The 16,933-nt window shown below is 40.5% G+C and carries 14 protein-coding genes; 11 read left to right on the forward strand and 3 right to left on the reverse strand.

What is annotated here, in order from left to right:
- Positions 1 to 463 precede the first annotated feature (463 nt).
- A complete protein-coding gene (locus N1I87_RS01100) occupies positions 464 to 724 on the forward strand; it encodes a hypothetical protein (RefSeq protein ID WP_341100257.1) in 261 nt (86 codons plus the stop codon).
- A 78-nt stretch (positions 725 to 802) separates the two neighbouring features.
- Here the strand turns inward: N1I87_RS01100 and N1I87_RS01105 are convergent, their stop codons facing one another.
- The gene (locus N1I87_RS01105; RefSeq protein WP_340396810.1) at positions 803 to 1,141 is read right to left on the reverse strand and encodes a helix-turn-helix domain-containing protein; all 339 of its coding nucleotides are present in this window, start codon (positions 1,139 to 1,141) and stop codon (positions 803 to 805) included.
- Between the two features lie 722 nt (positions 1,142 to 1,863).
- Here N1I87_RS01105 and N1I87_RS01110 point away from each other — a divergent pair.
- From N1I87_RS01110 to N1I87_RS01150, 9 genes are all read left to right on the forward strand, one after another.
- On the forward strand, positions 1,864 to 2,685 hold the full coding sequence (locus tag N1I87_RS01110) for a GGDEF domain-containing protein (RefSeq protein ID WP_270584485.1): 822 nt from the start codon (positions 1,864 to 1,866) through the stop codon (positions 2,683 to 2,685).
- A 680-nt stretch (positions 2,686 to 3,365) separates the two neighbouring features.
- Positions 3,366 to 5,294 (forward strand): sigma-54-dependent Fis family transcriptional regulator, encoded by a 1,929-nt coding sequence (locus tag N1I87_RS01115; protein WP_341100258.1) that lies wholly within the window; start codon positions 3,366 to 3,368, stop codon positions 5,292 to 5,294.
- A gap of 268 nt (positions 5,295 to 5,562) precedes the next feature.
- Complete coding sequence (locus tag N1I87_RS01120; RefSeq protein ID WP_040037972.1) at positions 5,563 to 6,744, forward strand: IS701 family transposase; 1,182 nt, start codon at positions 5,563 to 5,565, stop codon at positions 6,742 to 6,744.
- Positions 6,745 to 6,880: 136 nt separating this feature from the next.
- Positions 6,881 to 7,925, forward strand: a protein-coding gene (locus tag N1I87_RS01125; protein WP_341100260.1) for an IS630-like element ISBs2 family transposase whose coding sequence is annotated in 2 segments (ribosomal slippage) — positions 6,881 to 7,384 and positions 7,386 to 7,925 — 1,044 coding nt in all. Because the reading frame shifts where the segments join, the coding sequence is not laid out codon by codon here.
- Between the two features lie 133 nt (positions 7,926 to 8,058).
- Entirely contained in the window at positions 8,059 to 9,045 is a 987-nt protein-coding gene (locus N1I87_RS01130; RefSeq protein WP_048622434.1) for a thiamine pyrophosphate-dependent dehydrogenase E1 component subunit alpha, read from the forward strand.
- A gap of 26 nt (positions 9,046 to 9,071) precedes the next feature.
- Entirely contained in the window at positions 9,072 to 10,091 is a 1,020-nt protein-coding gene (locus tag N1I87_RS01135) for an alpha-ketoacid dehydrogenase subunit beta (protein ID WP_327796749.1), read from the forward strand.
- Positions 10,092 to 10,118: 27 nt separating this feature from the next.
- Positions 10,119 to 11,474: a dihydrolipoamide acetyltransferase family protein gene (locus tag N1I87_RS01140; RefSeq protein WP_341100266.1), complete on the forward strand. Its 1,356-nt coding sequence runs from the start codon at positions 10,119 to 10,121 to the stop codon at positions 11,472 to 11,474.
- 211 nt (positions 11,475 to 11,685) lie between these two features.
- Complete coding sequence (locus tag N1I87_RS01145; RefSeq protein WP_341100267.1) at positions 11,686 to 12,741, forward strand: alpha/beta fold hydrolase; 1,056 nt, start codon at positions 11,686 to 11,688, stop codon at positions 12,739 to 12,741.
- A gap of 638 nt (positions 12,742 to 13,379) precedes the next feature.
- The gene (locus N1I87_RS01150) at positions 13,380 to 14,153 is read left to right on the forward strand and encodes a polysaccharide deacetylase family protein (protein WP_341100269.1); all 774 of its coding nucleotides are present in this window, start codon (positions 13,380 to 13,382) and stop codon (positions 14,151 to 14,153) included.
- 169 nt (positions 14,154 to 14,322) lie between these two features.
- On the opposite strand, the gene N1I87_RS01155 is transcribed toward N1I87_RS01150, so the two are convergent.
- Both N1I87_RS01155 and N1I87_RS01160 read right to left on the reverse strand, forming a co-directional pair.
- Positions 14,323 to 14,784, reverse strand: coding sequence for a CBO0543 family protein (locus tag N1I87_RS01155; RefSeq protein ID WP_270584067.1), 462 nt, complete (start codon positions 14,782 to 14,784; stop codon positions 14,323 to 14,325).
- Positions 14,717 to 15,874 (reverse strand): DUF2515 domain-containing protein, encoded by a 1,158-nt coding sequence (locus tag N1I87_RS01160; protein WP_412677254.1) that lies wholly within the window; start codon positions 15,872 to 15,874, stop codon positions 14,717 to 14,719. Before N1I87_RS01160 ends, N1I87_RS01155 begins: the two co-directional genes overlap by 68 nt.
- Positions 15,875 to 16,468: 594 nt before the next feature.
- On the opposite strand from N1I87_RS01160, the gene N1I87_RS01165 reads away from it, so the two are divergent.
- Positions 16,469 to 16,558 (forward strand): putative holin-like toxin, encoded by a 90-nt coding sequence (locus N1I87_RS01165; RefSeq protein ID WP_244878026.1) that lies wholly within the window; start codon positions 16,469 to 16,471, stop codon positions 16,556 to 16,558.
- Positions 16,559 to 16,933 lie beyond the last annotated feature (375 nt).

Here is a 16,933-nt window from a genome sequence, read left to right on the forward strand (position 1 = left end):
TTGCAGGAAAATGGGGAAGGGGAATAGAATAAAAGGTTTAACTCATCCCATTTTTGTAAGGGAATCGTTTATATACTTAAACATATATTTTAGACGATTATTCTTTATTCCAAATGCTTCATTAAATGACGGTTTAGTTGCAATAAAATGGATTATTTACACTGTTTTGTTGTATAAAGGGAATTTTGAATAAATTGGTCTGGGAGAAAGGAACAGGATGTTTAAATAAGAGCAACAGAATGAATGCAGAATTTTTTTAAACAAGTTTTGGGCGGGGAAGAGGGTGGAAGAAAGCAAAATGATAGAAAGATGGAAAAAGAGTGCGAGACGGATAAGGAGAGAACTTCGTGTGCTGTATTAGCTATTTGATACCTGATATTCATTCCGATTTTAGTATACAGATGATCTGATCATCGTTCCTATTGGAATCGTTCCTGCGTTAAAAATGATTGCAAGCGGTGCGTTGGAAGATGGTAAGTGGCAGGAGGAACGAGAATCCATCGAAAAAAACATCCAACTGGTTTGTCGGTGGGGTGTTTGTTCTTATATGGATGATGTTGGCTGTTTGGGGTTCGATCAAGTTTTGTCGAATGTTTCCGTTGATGCTAAAACAGTTATCATCATGAAAAATACCGGCATGGTCAAAGTGGGTTGTGCGGCAAATTATAGCGTCCACATTTTCATGGGAACGTTATACGTAACGAGCATGCCTCGTGAAATGTAAATAGTCATTTTTGAAATAAAAAAGGGCGGAATGGAAACTTCCGCCATCATCAAGAATACTTATGAATTGAATGACTTTTCATCGATTTTTCCATTCAAGCAATACTTCCAGCAAATGGAGAAAGATTTTTTGATTTTCAATGCTCTGTGTTTGTAAGCGAGTGATGATTTGGGACAGTGTGTATTCTTGAGAGTTAGGATTTGGGTGGATTGAACGAAAGAGGTCTTCTAAAGAAATCTCCAGAGCCCTAGCAACCTTTTCGATGCTTTCCAGAGTGGCATTCTTTTCACCTCTTTCCAATTGTCCTATATATGTAGCATGTAGATTGGCTATATCAGCTAATTCTTCCTGGCTCAATCCTTTTTCTTTTCGAAAAGTTCGAATCCGCTCTCCAATAATCCTTGGCAATTCACTCATATTTTACCACCTCTTAGGTAACTGTAGCTTTAATCATTAAGCTCCCCAAGATACCATAGATATTCAAAATAAATTATGATATACTATAAATAGTATTTTCTGGGAAGGGACGAGATGCCTATTTTATGTAAAAGCCATGTCGAATGACGTCGAAATGATTAGAATTTAGGCATATCCGCCCATGATTTTGTTCTTAAATATCTTGATCAAAAATGGAATTTCAAATGATGGTATGGGTGCAATTTATTTTGGTCCCAAAACAATCAGAATTCTTTTAAGGACAGCATAGAGATGATGTAAGAGAAGAATGTCGGAATGATGTCTAATGAATGGGCAAGTGTAAGGATATGAAGTTGAATTTGATGGGCGGGAAAATGACGGCGCCAATGAAAAGACGGTTATAGTTGTTCTGTGATCGTGACTTCATTAAGTCACGGGTAAAATGATGGATGAATTTTTTCTTCTTTTGCCTCCCTTCTTTTTAATTTTCGCTAAAACTCAAGAGAATTTTTCTTTTCTTATCGAAGCAATAGGTTTAAAATGATCAAAGTATAAAAAATAATTTCTGGAATAATAAAGTAATTACTAATGGAATGAACCATTTTACAAAATCATTGAAAGTTCATTACGGACAGTCACTATTGTAAGACGATGCCAAACAGTCAAAAATTTTAATAAAAGAAAGGGTAAGGGCTTAAAATAATTGGATTAAAGGAAGAACAATGATAAAACGAAAGTTCATGTATGCATTTATTTTGTTGTCTTTGTCAATCGTTTTGGTGGTGAATTACTATTCGTCTTTGGAATCGTTATGGATGCTTATCTTGATCCCTGCTGTTACGACCGTCATCTTATGCCCAACGTGGAAAGCAGCCATAACGGTTGGATTTTCAAGCTTCATTTTGATGGTGATAACCGAATTTGTATTTCATCGGGTACAACCTTCATTTCGGGATGCGGTTCATCTTATGATCACAGGAGCAGTGGAATGGATTATATTCATGACGGCTTCTTTTTTTCAAATCAGAACTGCAAAGATGATCGCGGAATTGGGAAATCTTGCATTAACAGACCCGCTCACTAAAATTTATAATCGCAGATATTTAGATTTGAATTTGGAAAAGAGCAGTTTGTTTCAAAGCAAAGAACAGTCGATGACGTTGATCTTGTTTGATATCGACTATTTCAAAGCCATTAACGACACATTTGGCCACAATGCAGGAGATATGGTCTTAAAAAAAGTATGTAGAGTCGTTAAGGAAATCATTCGTGAATCTGACATATTTGTTCGAACGGGTGGAGAAGAGTTTCTGATTTTTTTGCAGGATTGTTCATTAGAACAAGGCATTAAACTCGCCGAGCGTATTCGAAAGACAGTGGAAGAGACGGATTTTGTATATAAAGACAAACGGATATATGTAACGATCAGTGTGGGGGTCTCAGAATACAGCAAAGAGAAAGACTTGAAAGAGTTTACGGAGAAAGCGGATCAGGCTTTGTATCAAGCAAAAGAAACGGGACGCAACAAAGTGGTTGTCATTTAAAAAAGAATGATTTTGAAAAAATGTTGAGATTGGGATCTTTGGAAGGGTAGTCAAATGATCTCCCATCTTTTTTTTCTGTAAAAAGACGGGTCAGAAGGTAGACCGAAGTGGATAGTCTTACTTCTCGAAATTTCTTTGAGAATACGTTAGAAGTATGGGCAAAACGTGAGAATCGTGTTTTCTGAATGAGAAAGTATTAGGAAATGGCTTTTTCTTTTCATTTGGTCGAAAAACATTTCCGGAGAATAAGCATCCTGTATTTTTGAAATATTCGATTATTATGTAATCTACAAAGACATGTTGCCTTTTTAAAAATATGGCAAATAAATTATAACAGTATATGGAAGAAAATAAAAAGAGAAAGTACTCGTTCATTTGTGCAGTCTACTGCTAAAAAGATCTCGAATATGGTCGAAAAGGCTGGCTCCAACCGAGTCAGCTTTTTTCTAAGTGTTGGTATTGGCAGTTTTTTACTGATCTTTTCTGAAGATGATGCTTCTTTTTGTTGTTTTTTCGAAAAATTCTAACGAAATATGTTTTCAATGGTACAATATAAAAAACAAATGATTTACACGGCACGTTCGAAACGCTGACAGGAATTTTGATTAAAGAAGTAAAAGAAATCGTCAGATGGTTCATGGACAGTCCCCATTCTTTAAAAGTTTCGGAGGTGTTTTCGGGTGAAGATACGGCGGGAAGGGGTCAAAGAAATATGGAAGCGCTTTATTTTTGAAAATGCATTAGATGAAGAACTTTCCCCCATAGTGAAAGAGTCATGGATTCGATCAAAAAAATGGAAAGTCAACCCTTTTCAACCGTTCGGTCCTATCAAAAAAATCGAAATCGAACGATATCAATCTCTTATTGATTGGGCCATGCCGTTAATGGAAGGGCTTTATTCCATCGTAAAGGGTTCCGGCTTTTTAGTCATCCTTTGCAACGAAAAAGGTCAGCTGTTAAAATCGATCGGTGACCCGGACACGTTGTTAATGGCTGAACAAATCGGTTTTGTGGAAGGAGCCGATTGGAGCGAACAATCCGTCGGCACCAATGCGATTGGCACATCCATTGTCATGGATCAGCCCATTCAAATTGTTGCAGAGGAACATTATTCCGAAATTTGTCAATCTTGGACTTGTTCCGCTGCGCCGATCCATGATTCGAAAGGCAATATTATCGGCGTATTAAATGTATCCGGTCCTTATGAAAAAGTGCATCCTCACACATTGGGAATGGTCGTTTCAGCGGTTAAAGCGATAGAGTATCAAATGGCATTGAATGAAAATGCGGAAAAAAATATTATGATGCAGAGATTTCTTGAAGCGACCACCAACAATATGAAAGAAAGCATTCTTATCACCGACACGGAAGGAAACATTATTAAAGCGAACGAACAACTGAAGAAACTGTTGAATCTTGACCCATCCGGTTTGGAAGGAAAAAAGATCCAAGAACTTTTTACAAATCAAACGATCGTTTCCAATGGTCCCATCTATCTTCAAAATGAAGAACTGCATGTTGCAGTCCGGCCATCAAGAAAAAACTATCATGTTATGGTTGATAAAATCCCCATTTATAAAGACAAACAATGGATCGGTTCGATGATCATGATGAAAGAAATTCATAAAGTGCGTCAATTTGTGAATCATTTATCCGGAAATCAAGCCAAAATTACATTCGATGATATTATTGGGCAGCATCCCCTTTTTATTCAAAAAGTTCAAGAAGCGAAATTAGCGGCAAGGACGGATTCAAACGTTTTAATATTGGGAGAAAGCGGAACGGGGAAAGAAATGTTCGCACAAGCCATTCATCATGAAAGTGATCGAAGAAACAAACCGTTCATTGCCATCAACTGTGGCGGAATTCCCCGTGATCTTCTGGGCAGTGAATTATTTGGCTATGTCGACGGTGCTTTTACCGGGGCCAAAAAAGGAGGAAGTGCGGGGAAGTTTGAACTGGCCGACGGCGGCACTCTGTTTTTAGATGAAATAGGAGAAATGTCTTTGGAAATGCAGGTTCTTCTTTTACGGGTTATCCAAGAAAAAGAAGTGATGCGGATCGGCGGCCATAAAGTCATACCGGTAGATGTCCGAATTATCGCCGCTACGAACAAAAATCTTCGCGAGGAAGTCCAAAAGGGGAGCTTTAGAGAAGATTTATTTTTTCGGCTCCATGTCATGCCCATCACCTTGCCGCCTTTACGAGAAAGAAAAGAGGACATCCCGCTTCTGATCCGCCATTTTATTGATAAACTGAGCAAAAAATTAAACAAGCCGTTTCCGGACATCAGACCGGATTTTTTGCAAGCACTACTTCAATACGATTGGCCGGGGAACATACGAGAATTGCAAAATATTATAGAAAGAACGTTAAATCGACAGACAAAGCCGGTTTTATCGGCAAAAGATTTGCCGGAGGAAGTATTCCATCTGTTTTCCGGGCAAAAAGAAGAAAAGTCGTTCATGCATAAAGAGGATATAAAAAAACAGGCCATTCTTCAGGCGTTATGCCTATTTCATGGAAATGTCACAAAAGCAGCCAAGCATTTAGGCATTTCCAGAAGCACGTTTTACAGACAAATGAAAAAATTTCACATTACTTATTAAAGCAACTGTTTCATTTTGTATCAAATTGTTTCAATATGTTGCAACAAAGTGTTCCATTTTGGAACACTTTTTTTTGAAAAACAAGAGTGAAAACGAATATCAAGGAAAAATCGTTTCCACTTATTTTAGGAAAAATATATAAATTGAACTATAGATGAGCAAATTCGCTAACATAAATTTACAACCAAACAAAAAAAGAGACATGAACCCGATTCCTTGATTAGAATAGATGTGTCACCAAAACTATTCACAAGGAGGTTCATGTCTCATGAATAGATTAGCACATCATCAAGGAATCCACAAGTTTTTCACGATGTTGGGGTTGGCACTTTATTTTTCAAAACCTGTCATGAAGCATCTCGTTCATATCGTGGATGCGCTGACCACCAAAGGATTTGCGGGAACATTGACCGATCTTCATCATTGGAGCTTTCATCCGAACCACCGCACGACACTCAGCCATTTTTTCACGAAAAGCCCTTGGGATGAAGAGACGCTGCTTCGCAAACTTCAACAGTGGATGCTTCGTCGTGTCGAACGCATCGCCAAACAGGAGAATCAACCCCTTTTTGTTTCGATCGATGATACGATTTGCCAAAAAACCAAGCCTTCGTCACAGGCAACGCACGCCATTCAAGGGTGTGATTGGCACTATTCTCACACAGAGAAAAAGTCGATCTGGGGACATTCTCTCGTTTGGCTCATGGTTCATACGATGACCCAGGCTTTTCCCTTTGCGTTCCGCCTCTACGACAAGGCGGCTGGGAAAAGCAAGGGGGAACTCGCGATCGAGATGCTTTCTTCTTTGGATGTACACCGTCCTGTTTATGTGCTGATGGACTCTTGGTATCCATCGCAAACGCTCGTGGAAGCTTGTCTGAAAAAGGGATTCCACGTAATCGCAATGCTCAAGGCCAATCGGCTTCTTTATCCAAAAGGCATTGCGGTTCAGGTGAGGGAGTTTGCCCGCTACATCGAACCGAAAGACACTCACCTCGTCACGGTGGGAGAAGAGCGTTATCGGGTTTATCGCTACGAAGGCTCTCTCAAAGGTCTCGATGATGCCGTGGTGCTGCTCGCTTGGAAAGCCGATCAGCCGATGACATCGGAACATCTTCACTGCGTCTTGAGCACCGACCGGGATCTAAGCGATGAAGAGATCTTGCGCTACTATGCCCAGCGTTGGTCGATCGAATGTTTTTTCCGTCAAGCGAAAGACCAGCTGAAACTCGATGGATACCGCGTTCGCGGACGTCGGGCGGTGAAACGCTACTGGATCTTGGTGCAGCTTGCTTACGTGTACAGCATGTTCGAGTCGAACAGCGATTTTTCTGATGGGCTCGATCTTCTGCGCAAGAGAAAAGGACATAGCCTCGTGGAGTTCATTTACCGTGCAGCGAAACAAAATATTCCCATTGATACCGTGAAAAAACAGCTCCACGTGGCATAAGGGGTACCCTGTTTGTCTCTTTTACATGGTAATTATTGTAATTAAAATTGCTCAACTACAGTAAATTGAAATAAAGGTTTTCTCCCGTTCCACGGCGAATAAATACAAAGAGAAAATAGGGGAACGGAGAGAAAATATGATGCCAAATCACAAAGACGAGATCGAAAAGTTGTCCACTGCCATGAAAGAAGCAAAAAGTAAACGAGCATATGAACGCTACCAAGCGATTTATCTTCATTTGCAGGGATATACCAAAGGAGAAATCGCAACGATTATTGGTCGATCCAAGAAAACTATTTATAACTATATTCATGCCTACGCCCAGCGCGGTCTTGATGGACTGGAGATGAAATACTCACCTGGCGCCCCACGTCGATTGACCCCTGAGCAGGAAAAAGAGCTGGCTTTGATCATTGAACATCAGCTCCCCGTAGATGTGGGATTCGAAGCAAAATATAATTGGACGCTTGCGATAATCGCTGAACTCATTCAACAAAAGTGGGGGCCAACATACACGCTTCGCGGAACAATTGACATTCTGCATCGGTTAGGGCTAAGCTATACGAAACCGACCTATACACTAGCCAATGCCGATGAAGAGAAACAAAAAGAATTCGTCGAAATCACCTTCCCTGAAGTAAAAAAAACTGGTAGATGGGAACATCGCCCATGTCCTCTTTCAAGATGAGTCGATGATTCGTGATTACCAAGCGATTCAAAAAACATGGTTTGTCAAAGGAAAACAACGAATCATTCCGACGTTTGGAAAACATCAAGGGCTGAAGCTGATTGGCACGTTGAACTACGAAACAGGGGAAGTGTTTTGCATCGAAGAAGAACGCTATGACGCGGAAACATTTCTTCGATTTCTTCAACTTGTGTTAGAACGCTATCCCACAGGCAAAATAGTGATGATTTTAGATAACGCTCGAATTCACCATGCCAAACTCATTCAGCCATTTTTAAAAGAACACGAAGATTGGTTAGAGCTCGTCTTTTTGCCACCATACAGTCCGCAATTGAACTTGATTGAAGGGCTATGGAAATGGCTGAAATCAGACGTGATTTACAACGTGTTCTATTCGAGTGTGCAAGAAATTAGAAAGAATGTCCAAGCCTTTATTCAGCGAATCAACCAGAAACCAGAACAAACGATCGATCGTTTGTGTGTTCAGTTGTAAATCTTTAATTCAACTTATATAATAAAATAATTCTGATTTTTCGACAATATGCGGTTTTTTTCTTATTTTTTGGCACATTTATTGCACTATCAACCAATGAAAGCGTTTTATTTCCGCAAAGGAGGAGAGCAAGTTGACGATTTCCAGGGAACATCTTATTTGGATGTATGAAACGATGTACAAGATTCGTTATTACGAGGACAAAATGGCAGAAGCTTATGCCGAAGGAAAAAATCCTGTCTTTAATATCGGTGCAGGGCCTGTACCGGGTGAAATGCATCTGGCAACAGGGCAGGAACCGGCCGCAGTTGGTATATGTATTCATTTAACAAAAGAAGACACTGTTTCGTCTCCACATCGTCCGCATCATCATGCCATCGCAAAAGGGGTTGATTTGAACAGAATGACAGCTGAAATTTTTGGAAAAGCGACTGGGCTCGGAAAAGGCAAAGGCGGACACATGCATTTATTTGATCCGAATGTGAAATTTTCTTGCGGAGGAATTGTAGGCGCCGGCATTCCACATGCATTGGGGGCGGCCCTTGCAGCGAAGAAAAAAGGAACGGATTCCGTAGCGGTGGCTTTTATTGGGGAAGGAGCTGCCAACCAAGGGGCTTTTCATGAGTCATTAAATATGGCGGCATTGTGGAATTTGCCTCTTATTGTTGTCATTGAAAACAATCAATACGGAATTTCTGTTCCAAAGTCATCATCCACATCCGTCTCCTCCAACGCTATAAGAGCCGCCGCTTATGGAATTCAGGGATATTATGTGGAAGAGAATGATCCGATCGAAATGTATAAAGTGTCAAAAGAGGTGGTAGAAAAAGCAAGAAAAAATGGAGAACCAGCCATCATTGAAATTGAAACGTACCGTTATTTAGGACATTTCCAAGGAGATCCTGAAGTTTACAGAGATAAAAACGAAGTGACTTTACTGAGGGAAAAAGATCCGATTGTCCGAATGCGCTCCATCTTATTGACAGAACACGGAATAGAAGACATGCAGCTGGCGGAATTGGAACAAAGAGCGAAGCAAGAAGTCGATGCTGCTTATCAGTTCGCGCGTGAAAGTAAATATCCTGAACCGGAAGATGCTTTAAAAGACTTATTTGTCTAATGATGAAAAGAAAGGAGCGGTCCAAAATGCAAAAAACAAAACAGCGTTTGTTATCAGGAAATAAAGCAGTGGCAGAAGCGATTCGGTTAGAGTTGGAAAGAGATCCGAACGTGTTTGTGATGGGAGAGGACGTGGGCGCATACGGAGGGATATTTGGAGCAACGGAAGGATTATTTCAAAAGTTTGGTCCTGAAAGAATCATGGATACACCGATTTCTGAAACCGCTTTTATCGGAGCGGCCGTTGGAGCTGCTGCAGATGGAATGCGGCCGATCGTTGAATTAATGTTCGTCGATTTCTTTGGTGTTTGTATGGACCAAATTTATAACCATATGGCCAAAATTCCGTATATGTCAGGCGGTCGAATCAAGCTTCCGATGGTGCTGATGACCGGTGTCGGCGGAGGATACAACGATGCTGCTCAGCATTCCCAAACATTATACGCCACTTTTGCCCATCTGCCGGGAATGAAAGTGGTGGCGCCTTCGACTCCGTATGACTTGAAAGGCTTGATGATTTCCGCCATCCGGGACGATAATCCGGTCGTCTTTATGTTTCATAAAACATTGCAAGGACTGGGCTGGATGGATCAATTGGACGCATCCGTCGGACATGTCCCGGAAGAAGCGTATACAGTTCCGATCGGCAAAGCCAAAGTGGTAAGAGAAGGAACCGACATCACAATTGTGGGCATTCAAATGACGGTTCATCACGCTTTAGAAGCAGCGAAAAAGTTGGAGCAGCAAGGAATTCAGGCAGAAGTCATCGATTTGCGTTCGCTCGTACCTTTAGATCGCGAAACGATTCTTCAGTCGATTAAAAAGACACATCGCTTATTGGTCGTTGATGAAGATTATTTATCATACGGCATGACTTCAGAAATTGCAGCCATTGCGGCAGAAGACGGTTTATATGATTTGGATGCACCTGTCAAAAGATTGGCCGTTCCGGATGTGCCGATTCCATACAGCCGTCCACTTGAACAATTTGTTTTGCCGAATGCCGATAAAATTTTTCACGAAGCCATCAAGCTAGTAAATGAATAAAATGGATTTTCCATACAGGAGGTAACCATGTCAATCTCAGTTCAATTGCCTCGACTATCCGATACTCATGATGAAAGTTTGATCACCTTTTGGCATGTTTCAGAAGGGGATGAAGTCAAAAAAGACGATACGATCGTGGAAGTTCAAACCGAAAAAGCCGTTTCGGAAATTCAAGCTCCGGAGTCGGGGATCATAAAAGAAATCAGGAAAAAAAGAGGAGACACTGCCGCCATCGGGGATATATTGGCCATCATTGAAACCGTCGAGGAAACGGTTCAGTCTGATGATTCAACAGAGGAACAGCAAAAGTCTCTACAAGACGTTCATGTAGAGAAAAAAGCGACCCCGCGCGTCAAAAAGTTGGCGAAAGAACTTGGGGTGGATTGGCGTCTTGTCACGCCCACCGGTCCGAACGGTAAAGTCACGGAAGAAGATATTAGGAACGCAGTACAAAAAAGCACCGATGAAAAGCCGTCCAACCGATTCTTTATCGCGGCTCCGTCTGTACGCAAATTTGCCAGAGAACACAATGTGAACCTTGAGGAAGTGACTCCGAGCGGGCCAAACGGAAGAATCATAAAAAGTGATATTGAAGCGGTCTTAGCCAATCGAAAATTACAACAGGCAGAGGCGGAACAGGAAGCGGCGGCCGGCAAGGAAACAACGAAAGAGGAAGCCATCCCGCAAGGCCAGCAAAGAATACCGCTTTCCGGCATACGAAAAGTGATCGCAAAAGCCATGGTTCATTCGAAATCCGTCATCCCGCATGTTACTCATTTCGACGAGGCCGATGTCACAAAGCTTGTGTCTCACCGCCAAAGGGTAAAACCGTTTGCGGAAGAAGAAGGCATCAAATTGACGTATTTAGCTTACACAGTTAAAGCATTAACGGCCGTTCTTAAAAAATATCCGATGCTTAATGCTTCGTTGGACGATGAACGCGATGAAATCATTTTGAAGGATGAATACCATATCGGTTTTGCAGCGGACACCGATCATGGTCTTGTCGTTCCGGTCATTCGACATGCAGACAAAAAGTCGTTGTTTCAAATCGCCAAAGAGATCCAAGAACTTGCGAAAAAAGCAAGAGATGGATCGATCAAAGCCGATGAAATGACAGGAGCCACTTGCACAATATCCAATATCGGATCGGTAGACGGTTCTTGGTTTACTCCAATTATCAATCATCCGGAATCATGTATTTTAGGCATTGGCAGAATGGAGAAAAAACCGATCGTAGTTCATGATTCGATTGACATTGCTTCGATGATGGCTTTGTCCCTCAGCTACGACCATCGACTGATCGACGGCGTTTTAGCTCAAAAAGCTTTAAATGAACTGAAAAAATATTTAAGCGAACCGGATTTGTTATTTGTTCAGTAAATACTTCATTTGTAGTTCCGGAAAACTGAAGTTTCATCAATGAAAATAGAAACAGTAGAATGACATCTTCACAAAGGTTTAGTGGGCTGTTGTTCTTCATGCTCATTGAAAGGGAGACATATATCTTTTCATCTATGAAACAACTAAAATTTTTCACGGTTTTCCAGCAACATTTCTTGTTTATATTGAATAAACAAAGGGGGCGTTACTTTTGAAAACGATTGAAAACGCTTATTATACTCATGAAGTTCACGGTGATTATGAAATCTTTGAACTGGGAGACTTTCAGTTGGAAGAAGGAGGCACTATTCGAGACTGTAAATTGGCCTACAAAACGTTCGGCAAGCTGAATGAAGCGAAGGATAATGCGATCCTGTTTCCCCACATGTATTCCGGAACCCACAAGGCGATGGAAATTTATATCGGAGAGGGGATGGCGTTAGATCCAAGCAAATACTTCATTATTCTACCGAATCAGCTTGGCAATGGTTTATCCAGTTCACCTCACAATACTCCGTTTCCATTTGGCCGAGGGGCTTTTCCCAAGGTGAGGATCAGCGATGATGTCCGGGCTCAACATAAACTGGTCACCGAAAAATTCGGAATCAACACTTTGCAGTTGGTGGTCGGTTGGTCCATGGGGGCTCAGCAGACCTATGAATGGGCGGTGCGGTATCCGGAAATGGTGAAGCGAGCGGCTCCGATTGGCGGGACGGCTAAAAATACACCTCACGATTTTCTTTTTACCGAAACTTTAATCGAGGCAATCACTTCTGACCCTGCATTTCAAGACGGATGGTATGAAGATCATCAACAAGTCCACCGTGGTTTGCGCCGCCACTCCCGAATTTGGGCAGTGATGGGGCTATGTACCGAGTTTTACAAGCAGGAACAGTGGCGTCGTCTCGGCTTCTCCTCTTTGGACGACTTTTTGGTGGGATACTGGGATAATTGGTTTTTGCCGATGGATCCAAACAACTTGCTGTGTATGGCATGGAAATGGCAGCGGGGAGATGTGAGCCGCAACACCGGCGGAGACTTGAAAGCGGCTTTGGAACGGATTCAAGCGAAAGTATATGTTATGCCGTTTGAAGAAGACATGTTCTTCCCTGTCCGAGACTGCAAAGCCGAACAAGAGATGATTCCTAACAGCGAACTGCGAGTCATTCCCAGCTTGTGGGGACACTTCACCATGATGGGATTTTTTGAAGAAGACAAAAATTACATCGATGCCCAGCTGAAGGATCTCTTGTCTACACCCGTTTGAGAAGGGATGCAGAGCGGATTTTAACAAGATTATATAAGATGGATGAAAGTCGAAGAACCAGAGCAAAACCGGCTCTGGTTCTTTCTGATGTAAAGGTCAGGGGAAACCACCTCTCTCTCAAAAAAAACTGTTTGAATAAAGGAATGGAATAAAAATGACTCATTAATGAAATGCACTTCTGTCAATGTAGTCAACAATGTTTGTCCAGTTGCTTTGGCATAATCTGTTTTCGATAAAAATTAATCATCTGGACAAAATAAGGGAGACGAAAAATGAGTAAAAGATGCGTGATGTGAATAGCGAACGAAAGAACGTTTCTATTATCTAAAAGTGTAAAACCTGATATCATCCCTTTTGTTTTCCATGAAACGTATGTTGCTGTCCGATGTTATTTCGTTTGTTTTAACTCCCTTCTGTTCAACGTTTCTTGTTGAAGGGTCCATAGATATTGCTCCGCTTTTGACAGATGTGAATTGGGAGAGAGTTCCATTCTTTGTTGGCATCGTATGTAAACGGCGCTTGAATTTTTTCCATTTGAATGGATGTGAAAAATAACAATGGAAGAATCATTCTTGCAGACATGATTTTGAAACATCCTAACCTAAACAACGAATTTACACAAAAGGTGTTGTTGCTTGATGATCAACAAAAAGTTCGTCCTATGGTGTATCTTGATCATAGGTTGTTCGGTTGCTCTGTCGTTTATTTGTACAGTTTTCGTAAAAGCGAACGATTTGAATAGAGGCCGAAAGTTTTATGAAGAACACGGAAAAGCCATTTGGGAAATACCGACCAAACAGAAAGTCATTGCATTGACATTCGATGATGGACCTAGTTCAAAATATACTCCGCAAATTCTGGATATTTTAAAACAATATCATGCTAAAGCAACCTTTTTTGTGGTGGGGACCTGTGTAAAAGCTCATCCTGATGTAGTGAAACGAGAAATTTTGGAAGGACATGAATTAGCGAACCATACATACCATCATTCCGTTTCTAGGGGGCTGAACGAGGAAGAAATTAGAAATGAATTAAGAAAAACAAAACAAACGATTACGCAACTGACTGGATATTCTCCTAAATTGTTTCGCCCGCCAGGAGGTTATTATAATGAAACCATTATTAATGTTTCGAACCAAGAAGGTTATACGGTTGTGATGTGGTCATGGCATCAAGATACGTATGATTGGAAAAAACCGGGCGTTCATAATATTGTAAAAAAGGTTTTATCTAACGCCCGAAATGGGGATATTGTCTTATTTCATGATAACGGCGGAGACCGTCGTCAAACGATTGAAGCACTAAAAAAAATTTTACCGGAACTTCAAAAAAGAGGATATAAATTTGTGACCGTATCAGAATTACTACAAATGCATCCAAAGTATAGATATCTTGACTGGACGCCAGGATAAAGAATGAGTCGGAGGACGGAAACGTCGCTAATCCGCACTCAAATTTTATTAAAGCAAAATTCATGTCCACGGCTCTCGACTGCAAACCTTTTCTAATAGTGTACTGTTATAAAGATTACATGCGGAAGAGAGCCACAAAACCATTATTCTTGAAAAGACATTTTATTATTTAACTCATGATTGAATTCATCCATCGAAAGAACTTCCATACGATGATCATAAAAAGACCATATCCAAAAAAAGAATAGGAATGTTTCCATTGATTATGATGAACAAACCACCCGAATGCTTCTGATTGTTTTTCAACAAATGACATTGCTAGACTTGCCATGATGATAAAAGCCCCTTTTTTCCAAATGTTTAACTTTTCCATAAAATATAGAAAACAAAAGGTGAAAATGGGCAAGCCGATAAGAGTAAATACAATGTTGATGGTGAAAATGGCTGAATAGGGTCTTAACGGAAAGCTGTACCACTCGTTTCCGACAAAATAAAGATCCAAATAAGTTCCTATCCATGAGGCGAACAAAGCGGTCAAAATATAGGCAGCAATGGTTTTGCTTTTAACGGAAAATGGCTTTTTTCGCGATAACCGCAAGTTCCATTTTTTCGATCGTTTCACAATATTCATCGGCAATCTCCCCGTTTATTTCTTCATCTAGCTTGTTGAAATAATCCGTAATCGTCCAGTCATGGAACCAATCTCCAATGTCTGCTTTCTCATGTGAAACGTTTTTCCATGCGTACTCTAATCTTGGACTATAGATTCGAGGGACCCCTTTTTGTATTTGGCCGTTTTTCATACGGCGTCGATAGGGCCGGCCCGGAATCGATTCACGAACGTCATGAAATAGGTGGGGCCAGTAATCTTTGCGAGATCCAGTGTGAGGGCAAGAAACGGCCCAACGAATGAATGTGTCTACCCCCTCTTTATTATAAAAAAGCAAGGAATATAACCGTTTTCCTAATAAAATCCGTTCATGAAGGGAATCGAAACGTTGCAATGTTTGCCCCATAAGACCGATACTTCGTTTCTCATTTTCTTTATAGTAAGGAAACAAAATATGGTTTAATCGAAGAAAATCTTGAAGCTTAAACTCTATTGTATGAAAGACGTTTTTTTGAAAAAGAGCATTTTGAATGACTCGCTTTTCTAAGTAGCTTTGTTCATTTATGACAAGAGCAATGGCGAGAATATAAGGGTCACGATATTTCCAAAAGTGGTTCCAGATCGTTTCCATAAAAGTAGAGACATGAAAAAAAGGGAGAAGGGAAAAAAGCGGTTTTTTTCTTTTTATGCTTTCTTCATAAAGCAAAAACTGCGGGTATATATCTTGAAAAATAAGCCAATTTCCACGTTCCAAAAAGGAAAAGAAAAATTGTTGTTCCTGTTCCGTTAATAAATGGGACAAGAGATCACCTTTTAAGTCAGTCATATTCCAACCGCCGTTTCTGGAAACCATATGTCCCAAAAACGCCCAATGAATTTCCGGATGACGCAAATAAACATCCAAGTAGCTTTTCGTTCTGGTGATATTGTTTTGATTTTTGATTTCGGTTTGGATGAGTATTTGTTGGATGAGTTTTCTTTCCTCTATCGTTAAATCAGATTCATTTACCGCGGCCATTTTGAAACCTTTGCCCTTTTTCTTTAACTCCTCATTGATTTCAAGAAGAAATGGGGGTGTATTCCGTTTTTTCTTTTTCTTTATCAGCCCCAAAATGTCTCCCCCTCCCTCAACAAAACATTTTGTTAAATGAAAGGGATGGCAAGTGTGACGTTTAGTGTTCCAAACGAAGTCCACTGAGTCTTGAAAACATGGAAAATAGATAATCTTGAGAGGTCATACCAATGGAAACGAGATGTGTATATGATCATCTTATTACGTGCTTTGAAAATAAATGATGAAGACTTTATGAAAGCACTGCCGGCAAAATTCGAAAATAAAGAAATAAGGCAAACAGGAATTAAGAAACGTAACTGAGTGGGCAGAAGGGTAGGAAGCGTAGATCAGGCGAAAAACGTTCATCGCAAAATGGGAGGGCAGGACCAAAACAAGAACGAAGATCATTTTTTAAGTCATCGTTGTCAATAAATGGATAAGGATGTTTAGCTTTCCCGTGAAAGGGTATTTGAAATGCAGTTCTTAGTGATTTAGGTTAGAGCGTTTTTATTGTTTTTCCAGCCACGGTGAAAGTTTACATCATTTGGATTAAAAATAAAAAATTGGAAATTATGTAAGATATAATAAACTTGCACAGCTGCATGCAGGGTGGGCAGTGATTACTCCCTTGAAGAAAGGGGGGTATCACTGATGATGACGGTTTCCGATGCGTTGACGTTAATGATTTCGTTTGCGGCCTTAATCGTTGCCGTCATTTCTGTGTCGAAAGACAAAAAGTAACCCACCCTGCCGAGCCTAAGTAAGGGTGGGTCATATTCGCAAATACGAGGGCCACTGCACTTCTTGCAGTAAGCTGTGTATGTTAGGGCATTGGTGACCGCCAATGTCCTTTTTTATTTTATGCTATTCCATTTTATTATAATCATAAAACAGGAAAGATGACAAGAAATGACGCAGGTAAGGATGAATCCGTTTGTGTAGAAATTTTCGCTGTAAAAATAAAGGAATTTTCAACTTTTGAAGGATTTTAATTAAATCGCGATAAATAAAAAACCGAGTAGAAGGAATTTTTTTCGTTATATATCGCTTTGTGGTGCTGTTGATCGTGATAATTGAAAAAACAATATTCAAAAAAGATTGACAAATAAAAAAACG

This window comes from Bacillus sp. FSL W8-0102 (assembly GCF_038007225.1).
Classification (GTDB): Bacteria; Bacillota; Bacilli; order Bacillales; family DSM-4216; genus Bacillus_O; species Bacillus_O smithii.

Bases quoted from the DNA above. Each gene is read 5' to 3' on its own strand.
- N1I87_RS01105 (WP_340396810.1), bottom strand. From the start codon at position 1,141: ATGAGTGAATTGCCAAGGATTATTGGAGAGCGGATTCGAACTTTTCGA.
- N1I87_RS01110 (WP_270584485.1), top strand. From the start codon at position 1,864: ATGATAAAACGAAAGTTCATGTATGCATTTATTTTGTTGTCTTTGTCA.
- N1I87_RS01120 (WP_040037972.1), top strand. From the start codon at position 5,563: ATGAATAGATTAGCACATCATCAAGGAATCCACAAGTTTTTCACGATG.
- N1I87_RS01135 (WP_327796749.1), top strand. From the start codon at position 9,072: ATGCAAAAAACAAAACAGCGTTTGTTATCAGGAAATAAAGCAGTGGCA.
- N1I87_RS01140 (WP_341100266.1), top strand. From the start codon at position 10,119: ATGTCAATCTCAGTTCAATTGCCTCGACTATCCGATACTCATGATGAA.
- N1I87_RS01150 (WP_341100269.1), top strand. From the start codon at position 13,380: ATGATCAACAAAAAGTTCGTCCTATGGTGTATCTTGATCATAGGTTGT.
- N1I87_RS01155 (WP_270584067.1), bottom strand. From the start codon at position 14,784: ATGAATATTGTGAAACGATCGAAAAAATGGAACTTGCGGTTATCGCGA.
- N1I87_RS01165 (WP_244878026.1), top strand. From the start codon at position 16,469: ATGATGACGGTTTCCGATGCGTTGACGTTAATGATTTCGTTTGCGGCC.